Genomic DNA, 25,206 nt, shown 5'->3' with positions numbered 1-25,206 from the left:
AACCGCCAGATGTGGATTTGTTCCGAGAAATAAGGCACTTCGGCCACATTCGAGCAACAGGGTAAATTTTTCCTAAAATCTTATATATCGGCCCAGGTGTCTGAAATCCTGTATCCCTGCGGCCAAGGATCCGAGGGGTCGAGCATGAGCTGATGCGTGCCGGTGACCCAGCCTCGCCCCGCGATTTCCGGTATGATAGCCGGCTTGCTTCCGGCCCCGGTTTCAGCTGTGATACGGCATTCGAAACGCGAGCCGAGGACCGACACGCCCGTAAAGCGGTCTCCCACCTTCATGCGCCCGCGCGCGTGGAGCACGGCCATGCGTGCGGAACAGCCGGTGCCGGTGGGTGAGCGGTCGAGTTTCGCCGGGCGAATGACGACCGTGTTGCGGCCGACGAGACCATCCGCGGTTTCCTCGACCGGCAGGGCGAGCTGGCAAAAGGAGATGTGATCCCATTCCGGATTTTCGGGGTGGGTGAAGCCAAGCTGCTCATTGGCAGCCCGTGTGATCTTCGCGCCGGTTTCGGCCAGATCGCGGGCTTCATCCGGCGTGACGGAGAAACCGAGTGCGGCAGCATCGGCGATGACGAAACTGTCGCCGCCATAGGCGGTATCGACCGTGAGCGTGCCGAGACCCGCGACCTCCAGAGGCGCGTCCAGACGGTCAGCGAAGGAGGGCACATTGGTGACACGAATGCGCTCTGCCTTGCCGTTGCGGCATTCGGCAACCACCTGAACGAGACCGCCCGGCGCTTCCAGAACGAGCTTGGTCTCGGGCTCGGTCATCGGCACTATGCCTGTGTCGAGCAACACGGTGGCGACGCAGATGGAATTGGAGCCCGACATGGGCGGCGTGTCTTCCGGCTCCATGATGATGAAGCCCATATCGGCTGCCGGATTCTTCGGCGGGACGAGAAGATTGACATGGCGGAAGACGCCGCCGCGCGGCTCATTGAGCATGAAATTGCGCAGGTTTTGATCTCGGGCGATGAAACTGCGCTGCTCCCACAGCGTATCCCCGGGCGGTGGGAGCACCCCGCCGACAATGACGTCGCCCACCTCGCCCTCGGCATGGCAGGAGACGATGTGGATGACCCGGCTGGAGCGCATGGCTCAAGCGCCTTTGCCAAACGACAGGACCGGCGCGCCGAGCGCTTCGAAATCAGGCTCGATGCCGAGGCCCGGCCCGGACGGTGCCTTCATGCCGCCATTGACGCGCTTCGGCGCGTTGGTGGCTATGGTTTTGGTGCCGTAGGAATTGAAATCCGTTGCCGAGAAGACGAAATCGGACGGCGTCGACTGCGCCAGATGCGCGATCGCGGCGGTGACGATGTCGCCGCCCCATGTGTCTTCGATGGTCATGGGGATGCCGTGTGCCACGCACACATCGCGCATGGTGCGCGCCTTCGAGAGGCCGCCGACCTTGGAGATTTTCAGGTTGATGACGTCGAATGCGTCGTCGGCCAGACCGCGCACGAGCATGTCGAGCCCGGTGATGTTTTCATCCATGACGAAAGGCTTTGCCGTGCGCCGGCGGATCGACAGGCACTCGTCATAGGTGGCGCATGGCTGCTCGATATAGACATCGAGATCGGCCACCGCATCGACCACGCGTGCTGCCTCGTGCCGCGTCCAGCCGGTGTTGGCGTCGGCCACGAGAATGTCCGTGGCGTCGAGGATTTCGCGGCAGGCGCGGATGCGGGCGATGTCGTCATCCGCATTGCCGCCGACCTTGAGCTGGAACTTGGTGTAGCCCTCGGCCTTGTAGCCGGCGATCTTCTTCGCCATCTGATCCGGGTCTTCCTGCGAGATGGCGCGGTATAGGCGCACCTCGTCCTGCGCACTGCCGCCAAGAAGCGTGACCAGCGGCAGATCACTCGCCTTGCCGAGAATATCCCAACAGGCGATGTCGAGCGGCGCTTTCACATAGGGATGGCCGTTGAGCGCGGCATCCATCGTTCGGTTGACGAGACCGAGATTGGTGGGATCGAGGCCGATCAGCTTTGGTGCGATTTCCTCAAGGCCGGCCCGGACACCGCGCGCATAGGACGGCAGATAGGCCGAACCCAGCGGGCAGCATTCGGCATAGCCGGTGATGCCCTCATCCGTCTCGATGGCGACGACGGTGGAATCGAAGACCTCGACGAAGTTTCCGTTCGACCATGAATAGCGCCCTTCCTTCAGCGGCAGGTCGACCTGATGGGCGCGGATAGCTGTGATTTTCATGGTCTCTCCTCAAACGACAACAAAGCCATGGGCATAGGGATCGCGGTCGTCGATCATGATCGTGTTGTAGCCCGTGACACGCGCCCAGCCGGCGACCGAAGGCACGATGGCGGGCTGGCCTGCAACCTGCGTTTCGGCCTCCACACGACCTTCGAACATGGAGCCGATGATGCTTTCGTGGACGAAATCGTCGCCGGGTTTCAGGAGCCCTTTCGCATGCCAGTGCGCCATGCGCGCCGAGGTGCCCGTGCCGCAGGGCGAGCGGTCTATCGCCTTGTCGCCATAAAACACCGCGTTGCGCGCATGGGCCTGCGGCTGTGTGGGGCTGCCAGTCCACAGAATGTGGCTCAGGCCCTTGATGTCGGGCTTTTCAGGATGGACGAAATCGTATTTCGCGTTGAGGGCGGCGCGCAGTTTCGGGCTCCAGCCAATGAGTTCGCCCGCCGTGTGGTTCGCCATATCCTCGAAGGCCGCCTGCGGCTCGACAATGGCGTAGAAATTGCCGCCATAGGCGACATCGACCGTGATTTCGCCAAGCCCCTCGACCTCGGCGGTCAGTCCGGTCGCGTGAACGAAGGCCGGCACATTGGTGAGGCGCACCTTTTCGACAAAACGGTCGTTCTGCTCATATTCCGCGACGACGAGACCCGCCGGCGTGTCGAGACGGACCACGCCGGGCTCGCGCGGACGGATGAGGCCGTTCTCGATGCCGATGGTGATGGTGCCGATCGTGCCATGCCCGCACATGGGCAGGCAGCCCGACGTTTCGATGAAGAGAATGCCGATGTCGCAATCCTCGCGCGTGGGCGGATAGAGGATGGAGCCGGACATCATGTCGTGGCCGCGCGGCTCGAACATCAGACCGGTGCGGATCCAGTCATATTCGGCGAGGAAATGCGCGCGGCGCTCCAGCATGGTGGAGCCCTGAAGCTGCGGGCCGCCACCGGCCACGACCCGCACGGGGTTTCCGCAGGTGTGTCCGTCGATGCAGGTGAATGTGCTGACCGCCATGATGCTTTCCTGTCAAAACCGGCCGGGCCGGAAGGGCGATATGTCGATGGGTGGGGTTCGCTCGAGGATCAGATCGGCGACGAGCCGCGCGGTGGCGGCCGACTGGGTGAGCCCCAGATGGCCGTGGCCGAAGGCATAGAGGATGCGGGGGCTGGAGGAGGCCCGCCCGATGACCGGGAGCGAATCCGGCATGGAGGGGCGCGAGCCCATCCACTCCGTTCCGCCTTCGCGCTTCAGCCCCGGCAGGAAGCCGGCGGCCTTGTCGAGCATGTGCCGTGCGCGCTTGTAATTGACGGGGGCATCGAAGTCGGCAAGCTCGGACGCGCCGCCAACGCGAATGCCGGTGGCAAGCGGCGTGACCACGAAGCCGTGCGCTGGAAAGATGACCTGACGTTTCAGATCGAAACTGCCGGGTGGCAGCGTGGTGTTGTAGCCGCGCTCGGGTGTGACGGGCAGCCTCTCGCCGAGGAGGGCAGTGAGCCTGTTCGACCACGGCCCGGCGGCGAGAACGGCATGGCCTGCCTTGAGGGTTCGGCCACCCTCAAGAGTGACCATGACGCCTTCGGTGCTATCGGCCAGATGAGAGACCGCTCCCGCGACAAGCTGGACGCCCCGCGCCCGGGCGGCTTCCAGCAGGGCAAGCGCATAATCGCGCGGGTCGCTGACCGTTTTCCACTGCGGCAGGAACACGCCCTTCACCAGACGGGGCGAGAGGCCCGGCTGCAATTCGGCAAGGCGCGCGCCTTCCACGTGCTCGATCTCGACGCCGGCCTTTTCGCAACGCTCCCAGCTTTTCAGCGAGGCGCGCCATGCGGCCTCGCTCTCATATAGCTCCAGAGCGCCATCATGGCGCACCAGATGGTCGAGCCCGGCTTCTTTCGTGAGGGTTGCCGTTTCGGTTTCGGAGAGCCTGTTCAACGCCGCCTGCGCCGCCGTGCTGGCCTCGATACGGTCTGGCATGGAGGCTCGGAAGAAGCGCAGAAGCCAGGGCAGAACCGACGGGAACTGCGCCGGCGGTATAGAGAGCGGCCCCAGCGGATCGAACAGCCATTTGGGCGCCTTGAAGAGAATGCCGGGTGACGCCAGCGGAAGGATGGAAGGAAAGGCGAATGCGCCGGCATTGCCCCGGCTCGCGGCGTTGGCCGGCGCATCGCGCTCGATGAGCGTGACATGCCGGCCCGCCTCAGCAAGGCGGAATGCGGTGGCTATGCCGATGATGCCGCCGCCTATGATGGCGACATCGGCGTTTCCCTGCGAACGGGCTTTGCCCATCCTCCCCTCCCGCCGATCAGGGCTGCGTGTAGGCCGTTTTCACCGTCGTGTAGAACTCGACGGCGTAGCGTCCCTGCTCGCGCGAACCGAAGCTCGAGCCCTTCGTGCCGCCGAAAGGCACGTTGTAGTCGACACCGGCGGTCGGCAGGTTGACCATGACCATGCCGGCCTCCGACTTCTGCTTGAAGTCGCTCGCATATTTGAGCGAGGTGGTGCAGATGCCCGAGGAGAGACCGAAGCTCGTGTCGTTGGCGACGTGCAGCGCTTCCTCGTAATCCTTGACGCGGATGACGCTGGCGACAGGGCCGAAGACCTCCTCGCGGTTGATGCGCATGTCATTGCTGGTTTCGGTGAAGAGTGCAGGCGCCATATAGAAGCCGGGCTTCTCCAGCGTCAGGCGCTCGCCGCCGATGGCGAGCTTCCCGCCCTCCTGGCCGGCGATCTCGACATAGGACAAATCCTGCTCGAGCTGCTTTTCGTCGACCACCGGGCCCATCTGTGTCTTCGGGTCGAGCGCATCGCCGACGACGAGGGTCTTGAGCTTTTCGGTGAGTGCGGAGACGAAACGGTCGTGAATGCCTTCGGACACGACGAGACGGCTGGACGCGGTGCAGCGCTGGCCGGTGGAAAAGAATGCGCCGTTGAGTGCGGCACCAACTGCCACGTCGAGATCGGCATCGTCCAGAACCACAAGCGGGTTCTTGCCACCCATTTCGAGCTGCACCTTCTTCAGGTGCTCGCCACAGGCTGCCGCAATGCCGCGGCCCGTGGGTACGGAACCGGTGAAGGAGATTGCGCGGACCTTCGGGTTTTCGATCATGCGCGGGCCGAGCTCGGAACCGCGGCCCGCAACCAGATTGAACACACCTTCTGGCAGACCGGAGCGCGAAAGGATTTCCGCCAGCGCCCAGGCGGAGCCCGGCACGAGCTCGGCCGGCTTCAGCACGACCGCATTGCCATAGGCGAGCGCCGGGGCGATCTTCCACGCCGGGATGGCGATGGGGAAGTTCCACGGGGTGATCATGCCGATAACACCCATGGGCTCGCGGCGCATGTCCACCTCGACGCCGGGGCGGATGGAATCGAGACGCTCGCCCGGCAGGCGGACGGCCTCGCCCGCGAAGAACTTGAACACCTGACCGGCACGCACCACCTCGCCGATGCCTTCCGCCAGCGTCTTGCCTTCCTCGCGCGAAAGCAGACGGCCAAGCTCGTCTTTGCGGGCGATGATCTCATTGCCAACGGCGTCGAGAATGTCATAGCGCTGCTGCGGGGTAGACCGCGCCCAGCCCGGCGCCGCGTCATGCGCCGCGTCGATGGCGCGATCGAGATCGGCCCCGCCGGAGCGCACTGCCAGACCAACGACATCGCGCGTGTCGGACGGGTTGATGTTTTCAACCTGACTGTCGCCCTCGATCCATTCGCCGGCAATGTAGTTCTTGAAATGGTTGGTGCCTGTCTCGCTGAGCGCCATTGGTGGAATACCCCCGAATTCTATCAGTTTCAGTTTGTTGGCCAGTTTCAGTTCGGCCGGCAGCCTAGCGCAGACGCCACATGCCAGTCATGCGATGGTTCGTTATGCCAGCCTGCCATTTGCACATGATGCGCTGATCGACGCTGGAAAGCGCCCTGCTCCCACAAGCGGCTCACCAAACATTGCGGAAGAGTCTTTAACTCAGATTGGATCCAATATACAATCGTAAAATGAAGCATCATTCGATGTGGCAGGAGCGCAGGCATGTCAACGGGGCCGCAGGCGGGATTCAGGGAATGAAGCTGGAAACCATTGATGTAAGACAGACAGCCTCGGCGACCGACCTGGTGTTCGAAGCCCTCCGCAAGGCCATCATCGAGGGCGAACTGGCGGAAGGCGAACACCTGCGGCAGGACCATATCGCTCAGATGTTCAACACCAGCCGCATTCCCGTGCGCGAAGCACTGCAGCGGCTGGAACAGGACGGGCTCGTGACCACCCAGCGCTACCGGGGCACGGTTGTGGCGGCCCTTTCCGCTGTGGAGATCGAGGAGATTTTCGAGTTTCGCGCCCTGCTGGAGAGCGAGGTTATCCGCCTTGCGGTGCCGGCGCTCACGCGGAAACAACTGGATGCCGCCCGCACGAACCTCGAGGCTTTTGCCACAGCCTCAGACCCGGGCGGCTGGGGCGAGGCGAACCGAAAATTCCACTATGGCCTCTATGAAGCGGCTGACCGCCCCTATCATCTGCAGATCATCCGCTCGTCACTCGACCGGGTCGACCGCTATCTGCGGGCGCAGCTCACCCTGACGGACGGCAAAAAGCGCGCCCACCGGGAACATCTCAGCATCCTTGACGCCTGCGAAAGAGGCGACGCGGATGAAGCGGCCAGCCTCACCCGCGGCCATATTCTGGATGCCGGCCGCTCGCTGCTCGCCATTCTGGAGAAGCGACGCGGCCAGAGCGTTTAGCACACTCTCTCAGCACTCTCCGGGGCGAACGACCCGGAAGCCGGCTGCGCGCGCCGTGCACGCATTGCCGAACGTGCGGCGCTGACCACCCCTGCGCGCACAGACAGGGCGGTATTCACGGGTGCAGATCTGCGGACGCTCGGGCCGGCTGGACTGAGGCCGACAGGTTCCCGGTCGCACGATCCTGAAGCCCTGCGCGCGTGCCGAACAGGCATTGCCGAACGTGCGTTGCTCGCCGCCGCGTCGCGCGCAGACGGGATTGTATTCCATCGTGCACATCTGTGGGCGGTCCGGCCGCGGCGGACGCGGACGGTTCGGCCCTTCCTCCACGACAACGGTGCAACTGGCCAGAATGATCGCCCCACCGGCAAGCGCGGCGAAACGGGACATGAGTTTTGCAATGATCACCGGTCTTTCCCTCTCTCGACTGCAGGCATGGAAATTCCGCGCCTTGCCCCGAAAGCAGATTAGCCGATTTTCGGGCGGCTTCCAGCCCGTGCCATGACGATCACGTGACTGCCTGCTGCCTAGGGTCAGGACCCATTAATATGGCCGCAATGGTCGGCCTGATTTGTGCGGATACGCGAAGCAAGGCCGCAGGAAGACTTCATGCCTTTCAAGGTCTTGCGACAAAGTAGGCCGTGCAAATCAGGCCGATCCGAAGGACGTTCGATAGACCGGTGACCTGCTGCGTCAAACCCCTTGACCGGGGGAAGGACCCCGCTCTGCGGGCTTTTCCTTGCATCTCTTGGTCTATCGATCGCCATTGCGGCCATATTAATGGGTCCTGACCCTAGCGCAGCCGCCGGATCGTATCGCCGGCGGGGAAGCAGGTGGGCGCGATGCCGTTCTTCTGCTGCCAGTCGCCGATGGAGCGCCGGGTCTTGAACCCGACGAGGCCGTCAGCGCCGCCGACATCATAGCCAAGCCTTTCGAGCCCACGCTGCATGGCCGCGACATCGCCACGGTCGAAGCCGCCGACACGCTCCCATGAGCCGGAAAATTCGCTGTTGCCATACATGATGCGGTCGCCCGCGTGGCCGACGAACAGCGCGTATAGATCGCTCTCGTTGTAGTCCTTGAGGCGGTAGAAGTTCGGCGTGACGATGAAGGCCGGACCGAAGCGGCCTGCGGGCATCATCAGATAGCCCTCGCCGCGCAGCTCATGCTCGGGAAACGCCTTGCCGCCGACCCGGCGAATGCCGAGCGCCTGCCAGTCTGCTATGCGTTTTCCACGATCAGGGCCCTCAAGCGCACAGGACACGGATTGCGGAACTGTGACTTCAAACCCCCAGTCGCGCCCGCGCACCCAGCCATGCTGCGCCAGGTAATTGGCGATGGAAGCCAGCGTGTCGGCCTCGGATTTCCAGATGTCGGCGGTGCCGTTGCCATCGCCATCGACGGCGTATTTCAGATAGGAACTGGGCATGAACTGCGGCTGGCCCATCGCGCCAGCCCAGGAAGAGCGCATGGCGCGCGGCGAAACGCCCCGGCGCTCCACCATCTCGAGTGCCGACAGAACCTCTTCCCGGAACATCTCTTTTCGTGTGGCAAGGAAGGCCTTGGTGCCGAGTACCTCAAAGGCGTCATGGGGGATTTTTGCGCGTCCGAAGCCCGATTCACGGCCCCAGATGGCAAGCACGATGCCGCGCGAGACGCCATAGCGCTTTTCGATTGCAGAAAGGACGCCGGAAAGCTGGCCGGCGCGGGAGCGGCCGCCTGAAACGACACCACCGATGTGCTGGAAATAGGCGGACGGGGCGCGGAATTCGGCCTGGTGCTGCCTGTCACTGCGCGGCTTGCTCTCTCCCGGCAGAACGAGATCTGGCAGCTTCAGATTGGGCGAGACACTGGCGAAGGCGTCGTTGAAGGTGGCGGAAGAAATGCCGCGACGCTGCGCCTCCGGCCAGAGGTCTTGTGCGAGCCAGTCGCGGAACTGCGCCTCGATGGACTGCGCCGACGCGGCACCCGCCACAAGCAAGACGCAAAGGGCTGCAATCAGCCGGATCGAGTTGCGAAGACTCAAGGCGTTTCTCCCGCTGTTCAAAAGCTCGTGCGCGACTTCAACGCTGCCGAAAGCGTTCCCTCATCCAGATAGTCGAGCTCACCGCCCACCGGCACGCCGTGGGCGAGGCGCGTGACCTTCACCTCCATGCCGGCCACCTGATCGGTGATGTAGTGGGCTGTGGTCTGCCCCTCCACCGTGGCGTTGACGGCGAGGATCAACTCCGACACGCCGCCTTCGGCCACCCGCCCGACCAGCCTCTTGATGTTGAGATCGTCGGGTCCGATCCCATCGAGCGGGGAGAGCGTGCCGCCGAGAACGTGATAGCGCGCATTCATCGCGCCGGCGCGCTCCAGCGCCCAGAGGTCGGACACATCCTCCACCACGATAATGGTGGTGCCGTCGCGGCGCGGATCGGTGCACAGCGTGCAGGGATCGCTGGTGTCGACATTGCCGCAGGTCGAGCAGACCCGCACCTTGTCAACGGCCTCGGCCATGGCCGCTGTGAGCGGAGCGAAGAGCTGGTCTTTCTTCTTGATCAGATGAAGTGCAGCCCGCCGGGCCGAGCGCGGCCCGAGCCCCGGCACACGCGCCAGGAGCTGGATGAGACGCTCGATTTCCGGTCCGGCAATGGATTTGGACATGGCTGCTCCGCCCACGCATGGCCAGTGCAGGACTGGCCTTACCCTTATTCTACTAGAAAGGCAGCTTCATGCCGGGCGGGATCGGCAGGCCGGCGGTCATTTCCTGGGTCTTTTCCTGAATCGCTGCCTCGAGCTTCGATTTCGCGTCATTGTGCGCGGCGAGGATCAGGTCTTCGAGGATTTCCACATCGTCCTCCTTGAAGAGCGAGGGGTCGATCTTCAACGCCTTCATCTCGGATTTTCCGCTCAGTGTCACCTTGACCGTGCCGCCACCGGCCTGGCCCTCGATCTCCATCTCGGCCATTTCTTCCTGCATGGCCTGAAACTTGGCCTGCATTTCCTTGGCCTTGCCCATAAGGCCCATCAGATCGCGCATTGTGGTCTCCAATTCACTCAGAAATCGTCGTCGTCATCATCGTCCGGATCGACCGGATCAATTGCGTCGGCTGTCTCTTCGACCGCATCAGGGTCGGTTGCATCCGGGATGCGGATGTCGATGATCTTCGCGCCGGGGAAACGGTCGAGAATGGCCGCGACCGCCGGGTCGGCCTTCGCGTCGGCGATCGCGCTCTCGCGGCGGCCCTCCTCCTGCTCGGCGAGCGTCGGCCCGCCAGCCTCGCTCGACAGCGAGACGATCCAGCGACGGCCGGTCCACTCCTTCAGCCGATTGGTCAGGTCACCCATCACCGTCTTGGGCGCATCCTCGGTCAGGCTGATGTCGAGGCGACCCGGCTCAATCGAGACAAGGCGGACACACCGCTTGAGAAGGACCTTGAACGCCATGTCGCGCTTCGCATCGGCGAGTCTGGCGATGTCCTCAAGCGATTTGAGCGGGACCGCATCGGGCACCGCCTCTTCGGCAACCACCGGCGTCTGCATCGCCACGGGCGCTGCTTCCGGCTGGACGAGACGCATGGTCTGACCGCCACCGGAGACCGGCGCATGCTGGGTCGCAACGGCGGATGCCATTGCGCCACCGCCGCCATTGCCGGACGGTGAAACCCCGCCGGGCGCCGGAGGCTGGCCCTGCCCGTTGCCCGCGCCTGCCGGCATGTCGTCGAGCCGCTTCAGCGCCTCATCGAGTGTCGGAAGGCTGGCGGCATGGGCGATGCGGATCAGCACCATCTCGCCGGCGGCCATGGGCCGGCCGGAAGACTGTACCTCCTGAATGCCCTTGAGGAGCATCTGCCATGTGCGCGAGAGGACGCGCACGGACAGTGTTTTCGAGAATTCGAGCCCGCGCGTGCGTTCGTCCTCGGAAAGTGCTGCGTCTTCGGCAGCTTCCGGCACGAAACGCAGACGGGTGACCAGATGATTGAACTCGGCAAGGTCGTTGAGCACCGTTGCCGGGTCGGCGCCGACGTCGTATTGCGCACGGAACTCGGCCAGCGCGGCAGCTACATCGCCCTTCATCAGGTCTTCGAACAGGCCGATAATGCGGCTGCGGTCCGCCAGCCCCAGCATGTCGCGCACGGTTTGCGCCGTGACCTTGCCGGAGGAATGGGCAATCGCCTGATCGAAGATCGACTGGGCGTCGCGCATCGAACCTTCGGACGCGCGCGCGATCATGGCCAGCGCCTCGTCCTCTGCCTCCACGCCCTCCAGCCCGCCGATGCGGGCGAGGTCGGCCTTGATCATGGCTGCATCGATGCGACGCAGATCGAAACGCTGGCAGCGCGACAGGATGGTGATGGGAACCTTGCGGATTTCCGTGGTGGCGAAGATGAACTTCACATGCGGCGGCGGCTCCTCAAGCGTCTTCAACAGGCCGTTGAAGGCCTGGTTGGAGAGCATGTGGACCTCATCGATGATGAAAACCTTGTAGCGCGCGGAGACCGGCGCGTAGCGCACCTGATCGATGATGTCGCGTATGTCGTCGATGCCGGTGTGCGAGGCGGCATCCATCTCGACCACGTCCACGTGACGGCCTTCGAGGATGGCGCGGCAATGTTCGCCCTCAACGGTGAGATCGACCGTTGGCGCATCGATGGTGTCTGTCTTGTAGTTGAGTGCGCGTGCGAGAATGCGCGCCGTCGTGGTCTTGCCCACACCGCGCACGCCGGTCAGCATCCAGGCCTGTGCTATGCGCCCGGCGTTGAACGCGTTGGTGAGCGTGCGCACCATCGGCTCCTGGCCGATCAGTCCGGTGAAATCACTGGGGCGGTATTTGCGGGCAAGAACCCGGTAGGCGCCGCCGGCCCTGTCGCTTGCTTTGGTGCCGGCCTCGGTCATTGCCCTCTTGCGCTCCGTGTTTTGTCCTGACGCCGGCAGTGTCCCCTTGGACAAGGTTCTGCGTCAATGGACAATGTGGACGGCAAGGCTGAAATCCGGTGAATGCGGCCAGGAAAACAAGAAGAAGGTGGGAGGCTGGCACGGCGACCCGTGCCTGGCTCGTTAGGGCTGCTTCCTTCCGGACCTGACCCGGTTGGCGAGTGGCTCGTCCACCACCAACCTCCCGGCCCCCATATCGGAAATTGTGAAGGCAAATGCAAGGGAGGAGATGCGCTTTCCTGTCAACGAACAATCATTCGCTTGCAGGCGTGCCCGGCACATTCTAGCCTTGATCCAGGTGTTGAGGACAATTGATGCTGCCAGACGCAAAAAAGGGTTTCGAGCTTGATCCACGGCTGGAGGCGGAAAGCCTGCATGTGATGTGGCTCGGGCTTTGCGAACTGCGGCTTTGCGATGACAGGCGCTGGCCCTGGCTGATCCTGGTGCCACAGCGCCCGGGCTCGGAGGAAATCCACGACCTGACGCCTCTCGATCAGGCGATGGTCAGCTTCGAGACCAATCTGGTCGCGCAGATGCTGAAAGATATGACGGGCTGCACGAAGATCAACACTGCCGCGCTCGGAAATGTGGTTCGCCAGTTGCACATCCACGTGATTGCGCGGAGCGAGGGCGATCCGGGCTGGCCAGGCCCCGTCTGGGGATATGGTGTCCGCGAACCTTATCGCCGCGAAGACCTGCACCAGCTCGCCGAAACGATTCGCGGCAAGTTATGAGCCCATCCCGAAAACCGACAGATCATCTTTCATGACCTTTCCATTTTTCGACACCGCACGCGACGAGGCGAGCCAGCGCGTTGCCTTTTCCGGAAACCGCATCGACAGGCAGGCCGAAGCCCGCACCGACGATGCCGCCGAACAGGCGCTGAAGGCCCGGGATGCGCGCCTGTTGCTGTTTGCGCAGGGGCGGCTCTTTCTGCGTGTCGAAGGTGACAGGGCTTTCGACCCCTATTTCACCCGGGACGAAACCCCGGCCTTTGCGCCCGATCTGAAACAGGCGGTGCTGCTTGGCCATGAGAACGGAATTCCCGTGCTGGCCGTGCCGTCAGCGGCGGATATCGAGGCACTGCCCACACCGGTCAAGGCCATCGACTATCGCTCGATCTATATGCAGGGGCTTCTGGAGCCAACCGCGCTCGGCGCGCTGGCACAGGGCGCGGCGCTTCTTGCCTGGCACGAGAGCCACCGTTTCTGCGGGCGCTGCGGCAATGAAACAGAGATGCGGGATGGTGGCTACAAGCGTCACTGTCCGACCTGCGGGCGCGATCATTTTCCGCGCACCGATCCGGTGGTGATCATGCTCGCTGTCCGTGGCGAGCAGTGTCTGCTGGGACGCAGCCCCCATTTCGCTCCCGGAATGGTTTCCTGCCTTGCCGGTTTTGTGGAGCCCGGCGAGACAATCGAGGCTGCGGTGCGCCGCGAAACACGGGAAGAGGCGGGGATTGCCGTCGGCGCAGTCGCCTATCATGCGAGCCAGCCCTGGCCGTTTCCCTATTCGCTCATGATCGGCTGCTATGGCCAGGCCGAGAGCGAAGCGATCACCATGGATGAAAACGAGCTGGAGGATTGTCGCTGGTTTTCCCGCGACGAGGTGCGCCTGATGCTGGAAGACAGGCACCCGGACGGCCATCGCGTACCGCCTCGGGGCGCGATAGCCAACAGGCTCATCCGCGACTGGGTGCTTGGATCGGATCCAGGCCAGATGGACGGCGGTTAATCGTCGTCCTCGGTCTGCGTTGCGCGGAACGGGTGGGCCTCATAGACACCAAGAATGCGCACTTCACGCGAGAAGAAGCTCAGTTCCTCAAGCGCCAGCGCGACATTGCGGTCGTCGGGATGCCCTTCAACATCGGCATAAAACAGGGTGGAGAAGAATTTGCCGCCAAGCTGATAGCTTTCCAGTTTGGTCATGTTGACGCCGTTGGTGGCAAAGCCGCCCATCGCCTTGTAGAGCGCGGCGGGAACGTTGCGCACCCGGAAGATGAAGGTGGTCATCATCAACTGATCCGGCGCGGTCCGCGCGGCCAGCTTCTGCTCCTTCGATAGCACAACGAAGCGGGTAACATTGTTGTCGGTGTCCTCGACATTCTCCATGGCGATGTCGAGGCCGTAGAGCTCTGAGGCAAGCCGGGGCGCCAGCGCGGCGTTGGAACGCTCGCCCATTTCGGCGACGAGGCGGGCGGCACCCGCGGTATCGCCGGCGACCGTGCCCTTCCAGCGGTTCTTGCGGATGATGTTGCGGCACTGGCCGAGCGCATGAATGTGGCTGTAGACCGTCCTGATCTCCCCGGTCTTCACGCCCGGCAGCACCATGAGCTGAAAGTGGATCGGCAGGAAGTACTCACCGACAATGTGCAGCTTCGAACGCGGGAGAAGGTGGTGGATGTCGGCCACGCGCCCGGCGATGGTGTTCTCAATGGGGATCATTGCCAGGTCGGCGGCGCCGGTCTCGACCGCAGTAAAACAGTCTTCAAAGGTTGGACACGGAAGCGGCTCCATGTCGGGAAACATGTTGCGGCAGGCCGTATCGGAATTTGCACCGGGTTCGCCCTGAAAGGCGATCTTGTTTGTCTTGGCTGCCATGATCATGTGTCCGTTTTCAATGCTAGTATCTGCCTGGCTTTCTCCAGGTCTTCTGGCGTATCGACGCCAAGCGGCACCGAAGCGACGATCTGCGCATCGATGCGCATACCGGCCTCCAGCGCCCGCAACTGCTCAAGCCGCTCGCGCTGCTCGAGCACCGATGGCGCAAGGGAGACGAAACGCTCCAGCGCGGCGCGACGATAAGCGTAGATGCCGACATGATGGTAGAGCGGCCCTTCGCCCCATGGGGCGGTGGCGCGGGTGAAATAGAGCGCGCGCAACCGCGACGGTTCGTCATCGCTGGGCGCGCCCACGATCTTCACCACGTTCGGGTTGATCTTCTCCGCTTCATCCACGATCTCGACGCCGAGCGTGGCGATGTCGACCCGGGGATCGTCCAGCGGGCCGGCGACGGCGCGGATGTCCTCAGGAGCGATGGTGGGCAAATCGCCCTGCAGATTGATGATGCTCTCATAGCGGCCTTCGGGATCGATGCTGCCCAGAGCCTCGAAGATGCGATCGGAACCGGACTGATGGTCGGCGCGGGTCATGATGGCTGTGAAACCGGCTTTCTCGACGGCGTCGGCCACCTCTTTCGAATCGGTTGCGACCGCAACCTGCCCGGCGCCGCTCTCCGAGGCCCGAAGTGCCACCTGAACGATCATCGGCAGTCCGGCAATGTCCGCCATCGGCTTGCCGGGCAAGCGTGTCGAAGCCATGCGCGCGGGAATGACGATGAGGCTGGACATCAGGGCGGGAACTCTCTTGAATCGCTAAAGTGGCAAAAAGTCTCACTGGGAAGTGCCTTATATGTGTTGCATGCGCGGAGCAAAAGACCTAGTTTCCGCGCGATTTTACCGGCAACGGCCGAACGCGGGGGACAACGGTGCTGAAGTTTCGTTCTTCTCGCCGCCGCGAGCGTCCGGAATAGGGAGCCTCAGGGCGTATGAACTCGTTCGAACTCAACAAAATCCTCGGCGCGCTTCTTGGCGCCGTTTTCGTCATCTTCTCGGTCAGCATTCTTTCGGACGCGATCTTCTCCTCGCCTCCGCCGGCCACGCCGGGCTATGCGATCGAGGTGGCTGAGGACGATGGGGCCGGTGCATCCGACGAACCGGCAGAGCCAGAGTCCATTGCGCCGCTGCTGGCTTCCGCCGATGCAGGCAAGGGCGAGAACATCTTCAAGCGCTGCCAGGCCTGCCATACTGTCGATGACGGCGGTGCCAACAAGGTCGGCCCCAATCTCTGGGAGATCGTCGATCGCCCAATCGCCAGCCATGAGGGCTTCGGTTATTCGGCTGCGATGCAGGAATTCGCACAGGGCGGCAGCGTCAAGTGGACCTATGAGAACCTGGACCACTTCCTGACCAATCCGAAGGGGTTCGTTTCCGGGACCGCGATGGCATTCGCCGGCCTCAAAAAGATTGAGGATCGCGCCGACCTGATCGCCTATCTGCGCCAGCACGCTTCAAGCCCGGTGCCTCTGCCTGAACCCGAGGCCGAAGGTGGTGACGACGCCGCAGCAGCGCCCGCCGAAAGCGAAGAAGCAGCACCGGCTGCCGAGGGCGAGGCGACACCGGCAGAAGAATCGGCCGCACCAGCCGAAGCGCCCAGCAACGGAGACTCTGCGCCTGCTGAGGAAGCCCCGGCTGAAGAGGCTCCTGCCGAGGACGGCGACAGCGCCGCATCCGGCAACTAACGAAAATTTAATTTTAGCAAACTTGAAAAAGCCGGTTTCGACCGGCTTTTTTGTTGCCTGAAAGAGGCTTTCAGGGAGACCGTATCCCTTGCCATGCGTGGGGGATGGTCTACCTTTCGGCTGGGAACCAAAAACAATATGAGGAGAATGCCATGCGGGTGATCGGTGCGAGAGCAATATGGGCGGCCTGTCTCGCCACGGCTCTTCTGTTCGCCAGCCATCCCGCCAGCGCCGAAGACGAGTGGCTTACCAACTCGTCCCTCATCCAGCCTGAAAGCGAACAGGGGTCTTTCGAGCGCTACGACTATGTGAATCCCGACGCGCCCAAGGGTGGGACGCTGAATTCGGTGGCGCTTGGCACCTATGACAGTTTCAACCCGTTCATCGTGCGTGGCACCCAGGCGGCGGGGCTCAACTATTTCGGCGGTCTCCTCTGGGACACGCTGATGCAGCAATCGCTGAAAGAGCCGAGCACGAGCTATCCGCTGATCGCCGAGGCCTTCAAGCATCCTGAAGACAATTCTTCCGCCACCTATCGCATCAACCCGAAAGCGCGCTGGCACGACGGTGCGCCGATCACGGCGGAAGACGTGGTCTGGTCTCTCAACATGCTCAAGAAGCACAGCCCCCAGCACACGCGCTACTTCTCCAGTGTGGTGGAGGCGGTGGCCCTTTCCGAGCGCGAGGTGGAGTTCCGCTTCGACCAGAAGGGCAACAAGGAACTGCCACACATCATGGGCGACCTGCCGGTTCTGCCCAAACACTGGTGGGAAGGCACGGACGCCGACGGAAAGAAGCGCAACTTCACCCAGCCCACGCTCGAGCCGCCGCTGGGCAGCGGGCCTTACAGGATCGAGAGCTTTACGCCCGGTTCCGAGATCGTGTGGAAGCGGGTGGAGGATTACTGGGCAGCCGATTTGCCGGTGAATGTCGGGCGCTACAATGTGGACCGGCGCAAATACACCTACATCCAGGATGAGAACGCTGCCTGGCTCGCCTTCACCAAGGGCGGCCTGCAGGACATCCGCGTGGAGAACCGCTCGCGCCGCTGGGCGACGGAATACACGTTCCCGGCCGTGAAAGATGGCGACGTCATCAAGAAGGAATTTCCGACTGGCGGCGCCGAGCCCATGCAGGGCTTCGTGCTGAACACCCGCCGACCCAAGTTTCAGGACCGCCGCATCCGCGAGGCGCTGACCCTCGCCTTCAACTTCGAAGACATGAACCGGACGCTGTTTTTCGACAGCTATACCCGCACGGACAGCTATTTCGAAGGGACCGAGCTGGCCGCCACCGGCCTGCCGGAGGGGCGTGAACTGGAGATCCTCGAAGAATTCAGGGACAAGCTTCCGCCGGAACTTTTCACCGAGGAATTCAAGCTGCCGGTCTACGACAATCCGCAGGCGGAACGAACCTATCTGCGCGAGGCCATCAAGCTCTTTTCCGAAGCAGGCTGGAGCATCAAGAGCGGCAAGATGACGAACAATGGCACCGGCCAGCAGTTCAGCATCGAGTTTCTCGGCAACAGCCCCAGCGACGAAATCACGACCAGCCCCTATATGGCGGCATTGCGCAAGATCGGCATCGACGTATCCCTGCGCATCATCGATCCGTCGCAATATGTAAACCGCATCCGCAATTTCGATTTCGACGCGGTGGCAAGCATCTTCGTCAACTCGCTTTCGCCGGGCAATGAACAGCGCGAATACTGGGGTTCCAAGGCCGCCGACACGCCCGGCACCCGCAATCTTGCCGGCGTGAAGGACCCGATCGTCGACGCGCTGGTCGAGAAGATCATCTATGTGAAGGACCGCGAAGAACTGGTCGCGGCCAGCCGGGCGCTCGACCGCGTGCTTCTGTGGAACTATTACTGGGTGCCGCAATGGCACGCGCCCTATGTCCGCATTGCCTACTGGAACAAGTTCGGCATGCCGGAGAAGCAGCCCGAATATGCCGGCGTCGATCTTGAATCATGGTGGATCGATCCGGAACGCGAGAAGGCTCTCGCCGCCAAATACCGGAGCCAGAATTGAGCGGGCGCGCCACGGTGCCGCATCGGCTCCCGCGTCGGGACTTTCTGGCGCTCGCCGGTGCGGCCATCGCCACGCCTCTTTTGCCGCGCGACGTGTTCGCCAATGTGGAGACGGGCACGCCGCTGCATGGCCTTTCGGCGTTCGGCGATCTGAAATATGCGCCGGGCTTCAGCCATTTCGACTATGCCAGCCCGGAGGCGCCGAAGGGCGGCACCTTCAACTTTCAGCCCGGTTACTGGTACTACAACCAGAACGTCCTGACCTTCAACACGCTGAATGCCTTCGTGCGCACCGGGGACGCGCCGCCGCGCATGGAGATATGTTACGATTCGCTGATGGTGCGCGCCTATGACGAGCCTGACGCAATCTATGGGCTTCTGGCCGAAAGCGTGACACTTTCCGACGACCGCAACGGGTTCACCTTCAAACTTCGGCCGGAGGCGCGTTTTCATGATGGCTCGCCTGTCACCGCCGAAGATGTCGCTTTCTCCTACAATCTGCTGAAGGAGAAGGGGCACCCGCAATTGCAGCTGCCTCTTACCGAGATGGCCGAGGCCTCGGCGGAAGGGTCCGATCTGGTCCATCTGCGGTTTTCCGGGCGGCAGTCGCGCCGTAACATTCTGACCGTGGCCGGGTACCCGATTTTCTCAAAGGCCTTTGTCGAGGAGAACGGCTTCGACAGTTCCCGTCTCGTCCCGGTGCTCGGCTCCGGCCCTTACAAGGTGGGACGGTTCTCCGCCGGGCGCTACGTGGAATATGAGCGGGTTGCAGACTACTGGGCGCGCGAGCTTGGCCCTGCAAAGGGGTTCAACCATTTCGACACGATCCGCATCGACTTCTACCGCGACCGCAATGCCGGGTTCGAGGCTTTCAAGAAGGGCGATGTCTACTGGCGCGAAGAGTTCACCGCGCGCGTTTGGGCTACGGGATACGATTTTCCGGCCATCCGCGACGGACGCGTGGTGCAGACTTATATCCCCGGTGAAAAGCGCCCGCAGCTCTATGGCCTGGTGCTGAACCAGCGGCGCGAGCAATTCAAGGATGTGCGGGTGCGCGAGGCCATCAGCCTGTGCTTCGACTTCGAATGGACGAACCGCAACCTCTTCTACGACGCCTATGCGCGATCGCACTCCTTCTTCGAGCGCTCGCTTTACATGGCCGAGGGGGAACCCTCACCCGAGGAGCAGGCGCTGCTCAACCGGTTTCGCGGGGAAGCGCCGGAGGCAGCGTTTGGCGAGGCGGTGAAGCAGCCGGTTTCCGATGGATCGGGTCGCGACCGCAACAATCTGAGACGCGCACGCCAGCTTCTGACAGAGGCCGGCTGGACCCCGCGTGACGGTGTTCTCCACAATGAGAAGGGCACGCGCTTCACGCTGGAATATCTGGTGCGGGATGAACTCTTCCTGCGGCAGGATGCGAGCTTCGGCGAGAACCTGCGGGCCATCGGCATCGACGCTTCCACCCGCGTGGTCGATGCCTCGCAGTATCAAAGCCGGCAAAATGCGTTCGATTTCGACATGATCTCCATGGCGATCGGGCTGACGGCCACACCGGATGCAAACGGGCTAGAACAGATATTCCACTCGCGCACGGCAAGTGTCGAAGGGACCTACAATTTTGCAGGCACAGCCGATCCGGTGGTCGATGAACTGATCGAAATTGCCGGTAAGGCGAAAAGCCGCGACGAACTGACCGTCACGCTAAAGGTGCTGGACAGGGTCTTGCGTGCAAGGCGCGACTGGATTCCAAATTGGCACCTGACGAATCACCGCGTGGCCCACTGGGACATGTTCGGCTACAGCGAGAACAAGCCGGATTATTTCTTCCCAGTGGAATCGCTCTGGTGGTTTGAGCAAGAGAAGGCAAAAGCGATTGGCAAGGCGTAAGGGCGGCGTGGCAGATTTTCTCTCAGTTTCAAACATGAATAGAGCGGCTGACTGATGGGCGCCTATATCCTGCGACGTCTGCTGCTCATGATCCCGACCCTGTTCGGCATCATGGCCATCTCCTTCATCGTCGTGCAGTTCGCACCGGGTGGCCCCGTGGAACAGGTGATCGCCCAGATCACCGGCCAGGCCGGCGGCGCCGATGCGCGCATTTCCGGCGGCGGTGGCGATTTCGGCAATCAGGGTTTTGACGGCGGGACTGTCGAGGGCAGCGGCGTGACCTCGAAATATCGCGGTGCGCAGGGTCTCGATCCCGAGTTCATCGCTTCGCTGGAGAAGCAGTTCGGTTTTGACAAGCCGCCGCTTGAGCGCTTCGCCCTGATGATCTGGAACTATGCGCGGTTCGATTTTGGCGAAAGCTATTTCCGCGACATTTCGGTGATCGACCTGATCCTCGAGAAAATGCCGGTCTCGATCTCGCTTGGCCTCTGGATCACGCTGATCTCCTACGGGATTTCGATCCCACTCGGCATCCGCAAGGCCGTGAAGGACGGCTCGGCGTTCGATGTGTGGACCAGCGGTGTGGTGATCGTCGCCTATGCCATTCCGGGCTTTCTGTTCGCCATTCTCCTGATGGTTCTTTTCGCCGGCGGCTCCTTCTTCGACTGGTTTCCGCTGCGCGGCCTGACCTCCGACAATTGGGAGAGCCTTTCCTGGCCGGCGCGCATTCTCGATTATTTCTGGCACCTTGCCCTGCCGCTGACGGCCATGGTGCTCTCGGCCTTCGCCACGACGACGCTTCTGACCAAGAACTCGTTTCTCGATGAAATCCGCAAGCAGTATGTGGTAACCGCACGCGCCAAGGGGCTTTCCGACCGGCAGGTGCTCTACGGCCACGTCTTCCGCAATGCGATGCTGATCATCATCGCCGGATTTCCCGGCGCGTTCATCTCGGCGTTCTTCACCGGGTCGCTGCTGATCGAGAGCATTTTCTCGCTCGACGGGCTCGGCCTGCTCGGCTTCCGTTCGGTGATCGACCGCGATTACCCGGTGGTGTTCGCCAATCTCTACATCTTCTCGCTGATGGGTCTGTTTATCAGCCTCATCTCGGATGTGACCTACACGCTGATAGACCCCCGCATCGACTTCGAGCGGAGGGATGTGTGATGTCCGATATTCAGGTGCAAAGCGAAGTGGCGGCGGTGCGGCGCCCCGGCAGAAGGCCGTGGCTTTCGCCGATCAACAGGCGTCGCTGGCAGAACTTTTGCGCCAACCGGCGCGGCTACTGGTCTCTCTGGCTATTCCTGATCCTCTTCGTGCTGTCGCTGTTTGCCGAATTCCTGGCCAACGACAAGCCTATCCTCGCCTATTACAAGGGCGAAGTTCTGTTCCCGGTTCTGGTGGATTATCCGGAGGAGAAGTTCGGCGGTTTCCTCGCGGTGACAGACTATCGCGATCCGATCATTTCCGAGGAGATCGAGGCCAATGGATGGATGGTGTGGCCGCCCATACGCTATTCCTACCGCACGGTGAACAACGAAATTCCCGAAGCGGCGCCGGCCAAGCCTTCATGGATGTACACCAAGGAAGAGCGTTGTGGGCGCTATCTGCAAGGGGTGGACGACCCGGCCTGCACGCCCGGCAACTGGAACTGGCTCGGCACGGATGACCAGGCGCGCGACGTGCTCTCGCGGGTGATCTACGGGTTCCGCATCTCGGTTCTTTTCGGCCTGATCCTGACCGGCGCCTCGGCGCTGATCGGCGTGAGCGCCGGCGCGATCCAGGGCTATTTCGGCGGCTGGACCGATCTTCTCTTCCAGCGCTTCATCGAGATATGGTCCTCCATTCCGGTGCTCTATCTGATCCTGATCATCGCCGCCGTTCTGCCGCCGGGCTTCTTCATCCTGCTCGGCATCATGCTGCTTTTCTCGTGGGTGGCTTTCGTGGGCGTGGTGCGCGCCGAATTCCTGCGCGCGCGCAATTTCGAATATGTGAGTGCGGCGCGGGCGCTTGGCGTTTCCAACCGCACGATCATCTTCCGCCACCTTCTGCCCAATGCGATGGTGGCCACCCTCACCTTCCTGCCCTTCATCCTGAACGGCTCGATCACGACGCTGACCTCGCTCGACTTTCTGGGCTTCGGCCTGCCGCCCGGCTCCCCTTCGCTGGGGGAACTGTTGCGGCAGGGCCAGCGCAACCTCAACGCGCCATGGCTCGGCATCGCCGGCTTCCTGAGCCTTTCGATCATGCTGTCGCTCCTGATCTTCATCGGCGAAGCCGTGCGCGACGCCTTCGACCCGCGGAAGACGTTCAAATGAGTGACAGTCCCCTCCTCTCGATCCGCGATCTATCCGTGTCCTTCCGGCAGGGCGCGCAGGAGACGCTTGCGGTCGATCGCATCTCATTCGACATCGCGCGTGGCGAGACCGTTGCACTTGTGGGGGAATCGGGGTCCGGGAAATCGGTCTCGGCGCTCTCGGTCCTGCGGCTTTTGCCTTATCCGGCGGCGAGCCATCCCTCCGGCGAAATCCTCTACAATGGCGTTGACATTCTCGCTGCCGACGAGGCAACGCAGCGCAAGGTGCGCGGCAACGAAATCTCCATGATCTTTCAGGAGCCGATGACCTCGCTCAACCCGCTGCACACGATCGAGCGGCAGGTGGGTGAGGTGCTGAAACTGCACCGCGGAATGGGAGACAGGGCGGCGCGGGAGAGGACCCTCGAATTGCTGGAGCAGGTCGGCATCCGTGACCCCGAAAAGCGGCTCGATTCCTTTCCGCACCAGCTTTCCGGCGGCCAGCGCCAGCGCGTGATGATCGCCATGGCGCTCGCCAACGAGCCCGACCTCCTGATCGCCGATGAACCGACCACCGCGCTCGACGTGACAGTGCAGGCGCAGATTCTCGAGCTTCTGGCCGATTTGCGGCGCAAAAAGTCCATGTCGATGCTGTTCATCACCCACGATCTCGGCATCGTGCGAAAGGTGGCCGACCGGGTCTGCGTGATGACCGACGGCAAGATCGTGGAAAGCGGGCCGACGGAACAGATTTTCGCCAACCCGCAACACGCCTATACGCGCCATCTGATCGAAGCCGAGCCAAAGGGACGGCCGCCCAGGGCGGACGCGAATGCCGAAACGGTGATGAAGGGCGACGAAATCAAGGTCTGGTTCCCGGTGAAGAAGGGGCTTTTGCGCCGCACGGTCGATTACATCAAGGGTGTCGACGGGGTGGATGTGACCGTCCGCGCGGGCCAGACGCTCGGCGTGGTGGGCGAATCGGGCTCTGGCAAAACCACGCTTGGCCTGGCCCTTGCCCGCATGATCGGCTCGGAGGGCCACATCCACTTTTCTGGCAACGAGATCGATCATCTCTCGTTTCGGCAGATGCGCCCCTACAGGCACGACTTGCAGGTGGTGTTTCAGGACCCCTACGGTTCGCTCAGCCCGCGCATGTCTGTCGCCGAAATCATCGAGGAAGGGCTGCGCATTCACGAGCCTGGCCTTTCGGCCGATGAACGCGACGCGATGGTGGTCGATGTCCTGAAGGAGGTCGATCTCGACCCCGACAGCAGGTTTCGCTACCCGCATGAATTTTCCGGCGGGCAGCGCCAGCGTATCGCCATTGCCCGCGCCATGGTGCTGAAGCCGCGTTTCGTGATGCTGGACGAGCCCACCTCGGCGCTCGACATGAGCGTGCAGGCGCAGGTGGTGGACCTGTTGCGTGATTTGCAGAAGCGGCACAATCTGGCCTATCTCTTCATCAGCCATGACCTGAAAGTGGTGCGCGCGCTTGCCAATGAGGTGATCGTCATGCGTGCCGGCAAGGTGGTGGAGGCCGGTCCGGCGGAGCAGATTTTCGATGCACCGCAAACCGACTACACACGCGCGCTGATCGCAGCCGCGTTCAACATCGAAGCCATGCCCGGAGGCGTGGTCAGCGAATAAAAATCGAGGGGCAAACCATGAGCACACCGGAACGCGGTCGCGTCCTTCTTTCCGTCACCGGCTTCAACCCGCAGCGCTGGTATGACCTTCTCTCGAAAGAGCGGGATGTCGTGCTGGAGCCCGACGGGGCGGAAGACCCTTCGATCGATTATGCCGTTGTCTGGAAACACCAGAAGGGCGCACTCGCCCGACTGCCGAACCTGAAGGTCATCTTCTCCATCGGCGCTGGCGTGGATCACATCTTTGCCGACGATCAGGTGCCGGATGTGCCCATCGTGCGCGTGGTTGCGGAAAACCTCACGCAGTATATGTGCGAGTATGTGACGTGGCGGGTGCTCGACCATCACCGGCAGGGCGCCGTCTACCGGGAACAGCAGGTCAGGAAAGTCTGGCACGAGCCGCGGCAGCCGCCCGCCAACGAGGTCTCGGTGGGCATTATGGGGCTCGGTCAGCTCGGCACACGCGCCGCGCAGGCGCTGCGTGCGGTCGGTTTTTCGGTGAATGGCTGGAGCCGCACGCCCAAGCATGTCGATGGCGTCAATGGTTTTCACGGCGAGGACGGGCTGACGCCCTTCCTAAACGCCACCGACATTCTGGTGGTGCTTCTGCCGCTGACGCCCGCGACCCATGGCATTGTGAGCCATTCGCTGCTGTCGCGCCTGCGGCAGGACGGACCGCTGGGCGGTCCCTGCCTCATCAATGCGGGGCGCGGCGGCCTGCAGCGCGAGGCCGACATCCTGAAAGCGCTTGAGGAGGGTGTGCTGAAGGAAGCGAGCCTCGACGTGTTCGAGCGCGAGCCGCTGGCGCCGGAAAGTCCTCTCTGGTCGCATCCACGGGTTTTCGTGACACCGCATGCGGCTGCCACCTCCGACCCCGCACATCTGGTGCCGCCCATGCTACGGCAGATGGATGCGTTCGAGAGCGGCGAGGCACTGGAAAACCTCGTTGATCGAAGCGCGGGGTACTAGGGTCAGGACCTATTAATATGGTCGCAATGGTCGGCCTGATCTGTGCGGATACGCGAAGCAGGACCGCAGGAAGACTTCACGTCTTTCAAGGTCTTGCGACAAAGTAGGCCGTGCAAATCAGGCCGATCCGAAGGACGCTCGATAGACCGGCGATCTGCCGCGTCAAACCCCTTGACCGGGGGGAAGACCCCGCTCTGCGGG

The 25,206-nt window shown here is 62.6% G+C and carries 22 protein-coding genes and 1 other RNA gene; 10 read left to right on the top strand and 13 right to left on the bottom strand.

Going from position 1 to position 25,206, the window contains the following annotated elements:
• Positions 1 to 80: 80 nt before the first annotated feature.
• Genes KUG85_RS06445 through KUG85_RS06425 form a run of 5 tightly spaced genes read right to left on the bottom strand, consistent with a single transcriptional unit; the run spans position 81 to position 5,982 of the window.
• A complete protein-coding gene (locus tag KUG85_RS06445) occupies positions 81 to 1,109 on the bottom strand; it encodes a trans-3-hydroxy-L-proline dehydratase (protein WP_223004597.1) in 1,029 nt (342 codons plus the stop codon).
• Positions 1,110 to 1,112: 3 nt separating this feature from the next.
• Entirely contained in the window at positions 1,113 to 2,225 is a 1,113-nt protein-coding gene (locus tag KUG85_RS06440) for a cis-3-hydroxy-L-proline dehydratase (protein WP_223004596.1), read from the bottom strand.
• A 9-nt stretch (positions 2,226 to 2,234) separates the two neighbouring features.
• Positions 2,235 to 3,236 carry a 4-hydroxyproline epimerase gene (locus KUG85_RS06435; RefSeq protein WP_223004595.1) on the bottom strand — a complete coding sequence of 334 codons (1,002 nt, stop codon included), beginning with the start codon at positions 3,234 to 3,236 and terminating at the stop codon, positions 2,235 to 2,237.
• A 12-nt stretch (positions 3,237 to 3,248) separates the two neighbouring features.
• The gene (locus KUG85_RS06430; protein ID WP_223004594.1) at positions 3,249 to 4,508 is read right to left on the bottom strand and encodes an NAD(P)/FAD-dependent oxidoreductase; all 1,260 of its coding nucleotides are present in this window, start codon (positions 4,506 to 4,508) and stop codon (positions 3,249 to 3,251) included.
• 16 nt (positions 4,509 to 4,524) lie between these two features.
• Positions 4,525 to 5,982, bottom strand: coding sequence for an aldehyde dehydrogenase family protein (locus tag KUG85_RS06425; protein ID WP_223004593.1), 1,458 nt, complete (start codon positions 5,980 to 5,982; stop codon positions 4,525 to 4,527).
• 296 nt (positions 5,983 to 6,278) lie between these two features.
• Between KUG85_RS06425 and KUG85_RS06420 the strand changes: the two genes are divergently transcribed.
• On the top strand, positions 6,279 to 6,953 hold the full coding sequence (locus KUG85_RS06420; protein ID WP_223004592.1) for a GntR family transcriptional regulator: 675 nt from the start codon (positions 6,279 to 6,281) through the stop codon (positions 6,951 to 6,953).
• Positions 6,954 to 6,962: 9 nt separating this feature from the next.
• Here KUG85_RS06420 and KUG85_RS06415 read toward each other — a convergent pair whose 3' ends face one another.
• The 6 genes from KUG85_RS06415 to ffs form a co-directional block, all read right to left on the bottom strand.
• Entirely contained in the window at positions 6,963 to 7,361 is a 399-nt protein-coding gene (locus tag KUG85_RS06415; protein ID WP_007009202.1) for a Kazal-type serine protease inhibitor domain-containing protein, read from the bottom strand.
• Positions 7,362 to 7,746: 385 nt separating this feature from the next.
• The gene (locus tag KUG85_RS06410; RefSeq protein ID WP_223004591.1) at positions 7,747 to 8,979 is read right to left on the bottom strand and encodes a lytic murein transglycosylase; all 1,233 of its coding nucleotides are present in this window, start codon (positions 8,977 to 8,979) and stop codon (positions 7,747 to 7,749) included.
• Positions 8,980 to 8,996: 17 nt separating this feature from the next.
• On the bottom strand, positions 8,997 to 9,602 hold the full coding sequence (gene recR, locus KUG85_RS06405; protein WP_223004590.1) for a recombination mediator RecR: 606 nt from the start codon (positions 9,600 to 9,602) through the stop codon (positions 8,997 to 8,999).
• Positions 9,603 to 9,654: 52 nt separating this feature from the next.
• Positions 9,655 to 9,978, bottom strand: coding sequence for a YbaB/EbfC family nucleoid-associated protein (locus KUG85_RS06400; protein ID WP_007009199.1), 324 nt, complete (start codon positions 9,976 to 9,978; stop codon positions 9,655 to 9,657).
• A gap of 17 nt (positions 9,979 to 9,995) precedes the next feature.
• Positions 9,996 to 11,834, bottom strand: coding sequence for a DNA polymerase III subunit gamma/tau (locus KUG85_RS06395; protein WP_223004589.1), 1,839 nt, complete (start codon positions 11,832 to 11,834; stop codon positions 9,996 to 9,998).
• 127 nt (positions 11,835 to 11,961) lie between these two features.
• Positions 11,962 to 12,058, bottom strand: an RNA gene (gene ffs, locus KUG85_RS06390) — signal recognition particle sRNA small type.
• 129 nt (positions 12,059 to 12,187) lie between these two features.
• Between ffs and KUG85_RS06385 the strand changes: the two genes are divergently transcribed.
• Both KUG85_RS06385 and nudC read left to right on the top strand, forming a co-directional pair.
• Positions 12,188 to 12,607, top strand: coding sequence for an HIT domain-containing protein (locus KUG85_RS06385; RefSeq protein WP_223004588.1), 420 nt, complete (start codon positions 12,188 to 12,190; stop codon positions 12,605 to 12,607).
• Positions 12,608 to 12,638: 31 nt separating this feature from the next.
• A complete protein-coding gene (gene nudC, locus KUG85_RS06380) occupies positions 12,639 to 13,607 on the top strand; it encodes an NAD(+) diphosphatase (RefSeq protein ID WP_223004587.1) in 969 nt (322 codons plus the stop codon).
• Here the strand turns inward: nudC and KUG85_RS06375 are convergent.
• Both KUG85_RS06375 and KUG85_RS06370 read right to left on the bottom strand, forming a co-directional pair.
• Positions 13,604 to 14,476, bottom strand: coding sequence for a prephenate dehydratase (locus KUG85_RS06375; RefSeq protein ID WP_088941562.1), 873 nt, complete (start codon positions 14,474 to 14,476; stop codon positions 13,604 to 13,606). The genes nudC and KUG85_RS06375 overlap by 4 nt on opposite strands.
• Positions 14,476 to 15,222: a 3-deoxy-manno-octulosonate cytidylyltransferase gene (locus KUG85_RS06370; protein ID WP_223004586.1), complete on the bottom strand. Its 747-nt coding sequence runs from the start codon at positions 15,220 to 15,222 to the stop codon at positions 14,476 to 14,478. The genes KUG85_RS06375 and KUG85_RS06370 overlap by 1 nt, the downstream gene beginning before the upstream one ends.
• 197 nt (positions 15,223 to 15,419) lie before the next feature.
• On the opposite strand from KUG85_RS06370, the gene KUG85_RS06365 reads away from it, so the two are divergent.
• The 7 genes from KUG85_RS06365 (at position 15,420) to KUG85_RS06335 (ending at position 25,005) form a co-directional block, all read left to right on the top strand.
• On the top strand, positions 15,420 to 16,172 hold the full coding sequence (locus KUG85_RS06365) for a c-type cytochrome (RefSeq protein WP_223004585.1): 753 nt from the start codon (positions 15,420 to 15,422) through the stop codon (positions 16,170 to 16,172).
• A 152-nt stretch (positions 16,173 to 16,324) separates the two neighbouring features.
• Positions 16,325 to 18,205, top strand: a complete 1,881-nt coding sequence (locus tag KUG85_RS06360) for an extracellular solute-binding protein (RefSeq protein WP_223004584.1) — start codon at positions 16,325 to 16,327, stop codon at positions 18,203 to 18,205.
• Entirely contained in the window at positions 18,202 to 20,091 is a 1,890-nt protein-coding gene (locus KUG85_RS06355; RefSeq protein ID WP_255606282.1) for an extracellular solute-binding protein, read from the top strand. Before KUG85_RS06360 ends, KUG85_RS06355 begins: the two co-directional genes overlap by 4 nt.
• A 54-nt stretch (positions 20,092 to 20,145) precedes the next feature.
• Positions 20,146 to 21,258, top strand: coding sequence for a microcin C ABC transporter permease YejB (locus KUG85_RS06350; RefSeq protein WP_007009192.1), 1,113 nt, complete (start codon positions 20,146 to 20,148; stop codon positions 21,256 to 21,258).
• Positions 21,258 to 22,409, top strand: coding sequence for an ABC transporter permease (locus tag KUG85_RS06345; protein WP_223004582.1), 1,152 nt, complete (start codon positions 21,258 to 21,260; stop codon positions 22,407 to 22,409). The genes KUG85_RS06350 and KUG85_RS06345 overlap by 1 nt, the downstream gene beginning before the upstream one ends.
• The gene (locus tag KUG85_RS06340) at positions 22,406 to 24,037 is read left to right on the top strand and encodes an ABC transporter ATP-binding protein (protein ID WP_223004581.1); all 1,632 of its coding nucleotides are present in this window, start codon (positions 22,406 to 22,408) and stop codon (positions 24,035 to 24,037) included. The genes KUG85_RS06345 and KUG85_RS06340 overlap by 4 nt, the downstream gene beginning before the upstream one ends.
• A 17-nt stretch (positions 24,038 to 24,054) precedes the next feature.
• The gene (locus KUG85_RS06335; protein WP_223004580.1) at positions 24,055 to 25,005 is read left to right on the top strand and encodes a 2-hydroxyacid dehydrogenase; all 951 of its coding nucleotides are present in this window, start codon (positions 24,055 to 24,057) and stop codon (positions 25,003 to 25,005) included.
• The last annotated feature ends 201 nt before the right edge of the window (positions 25,006 to 25,206 follow it).

The organism is Nitratireductor rhodophyticola, assembly GCF_019891355.1.
Classification (GTDB): domain Bacteria; phylum Pseudomonadota; class Alphaproteobacteria; order Rhizobiales; family Rhizobiaceae; genus Nitratireductor; species Nitratireductor rhodophyticola.
This window is presented reverse-complemented; position numbering and strand designations above follow the sequence as displayed.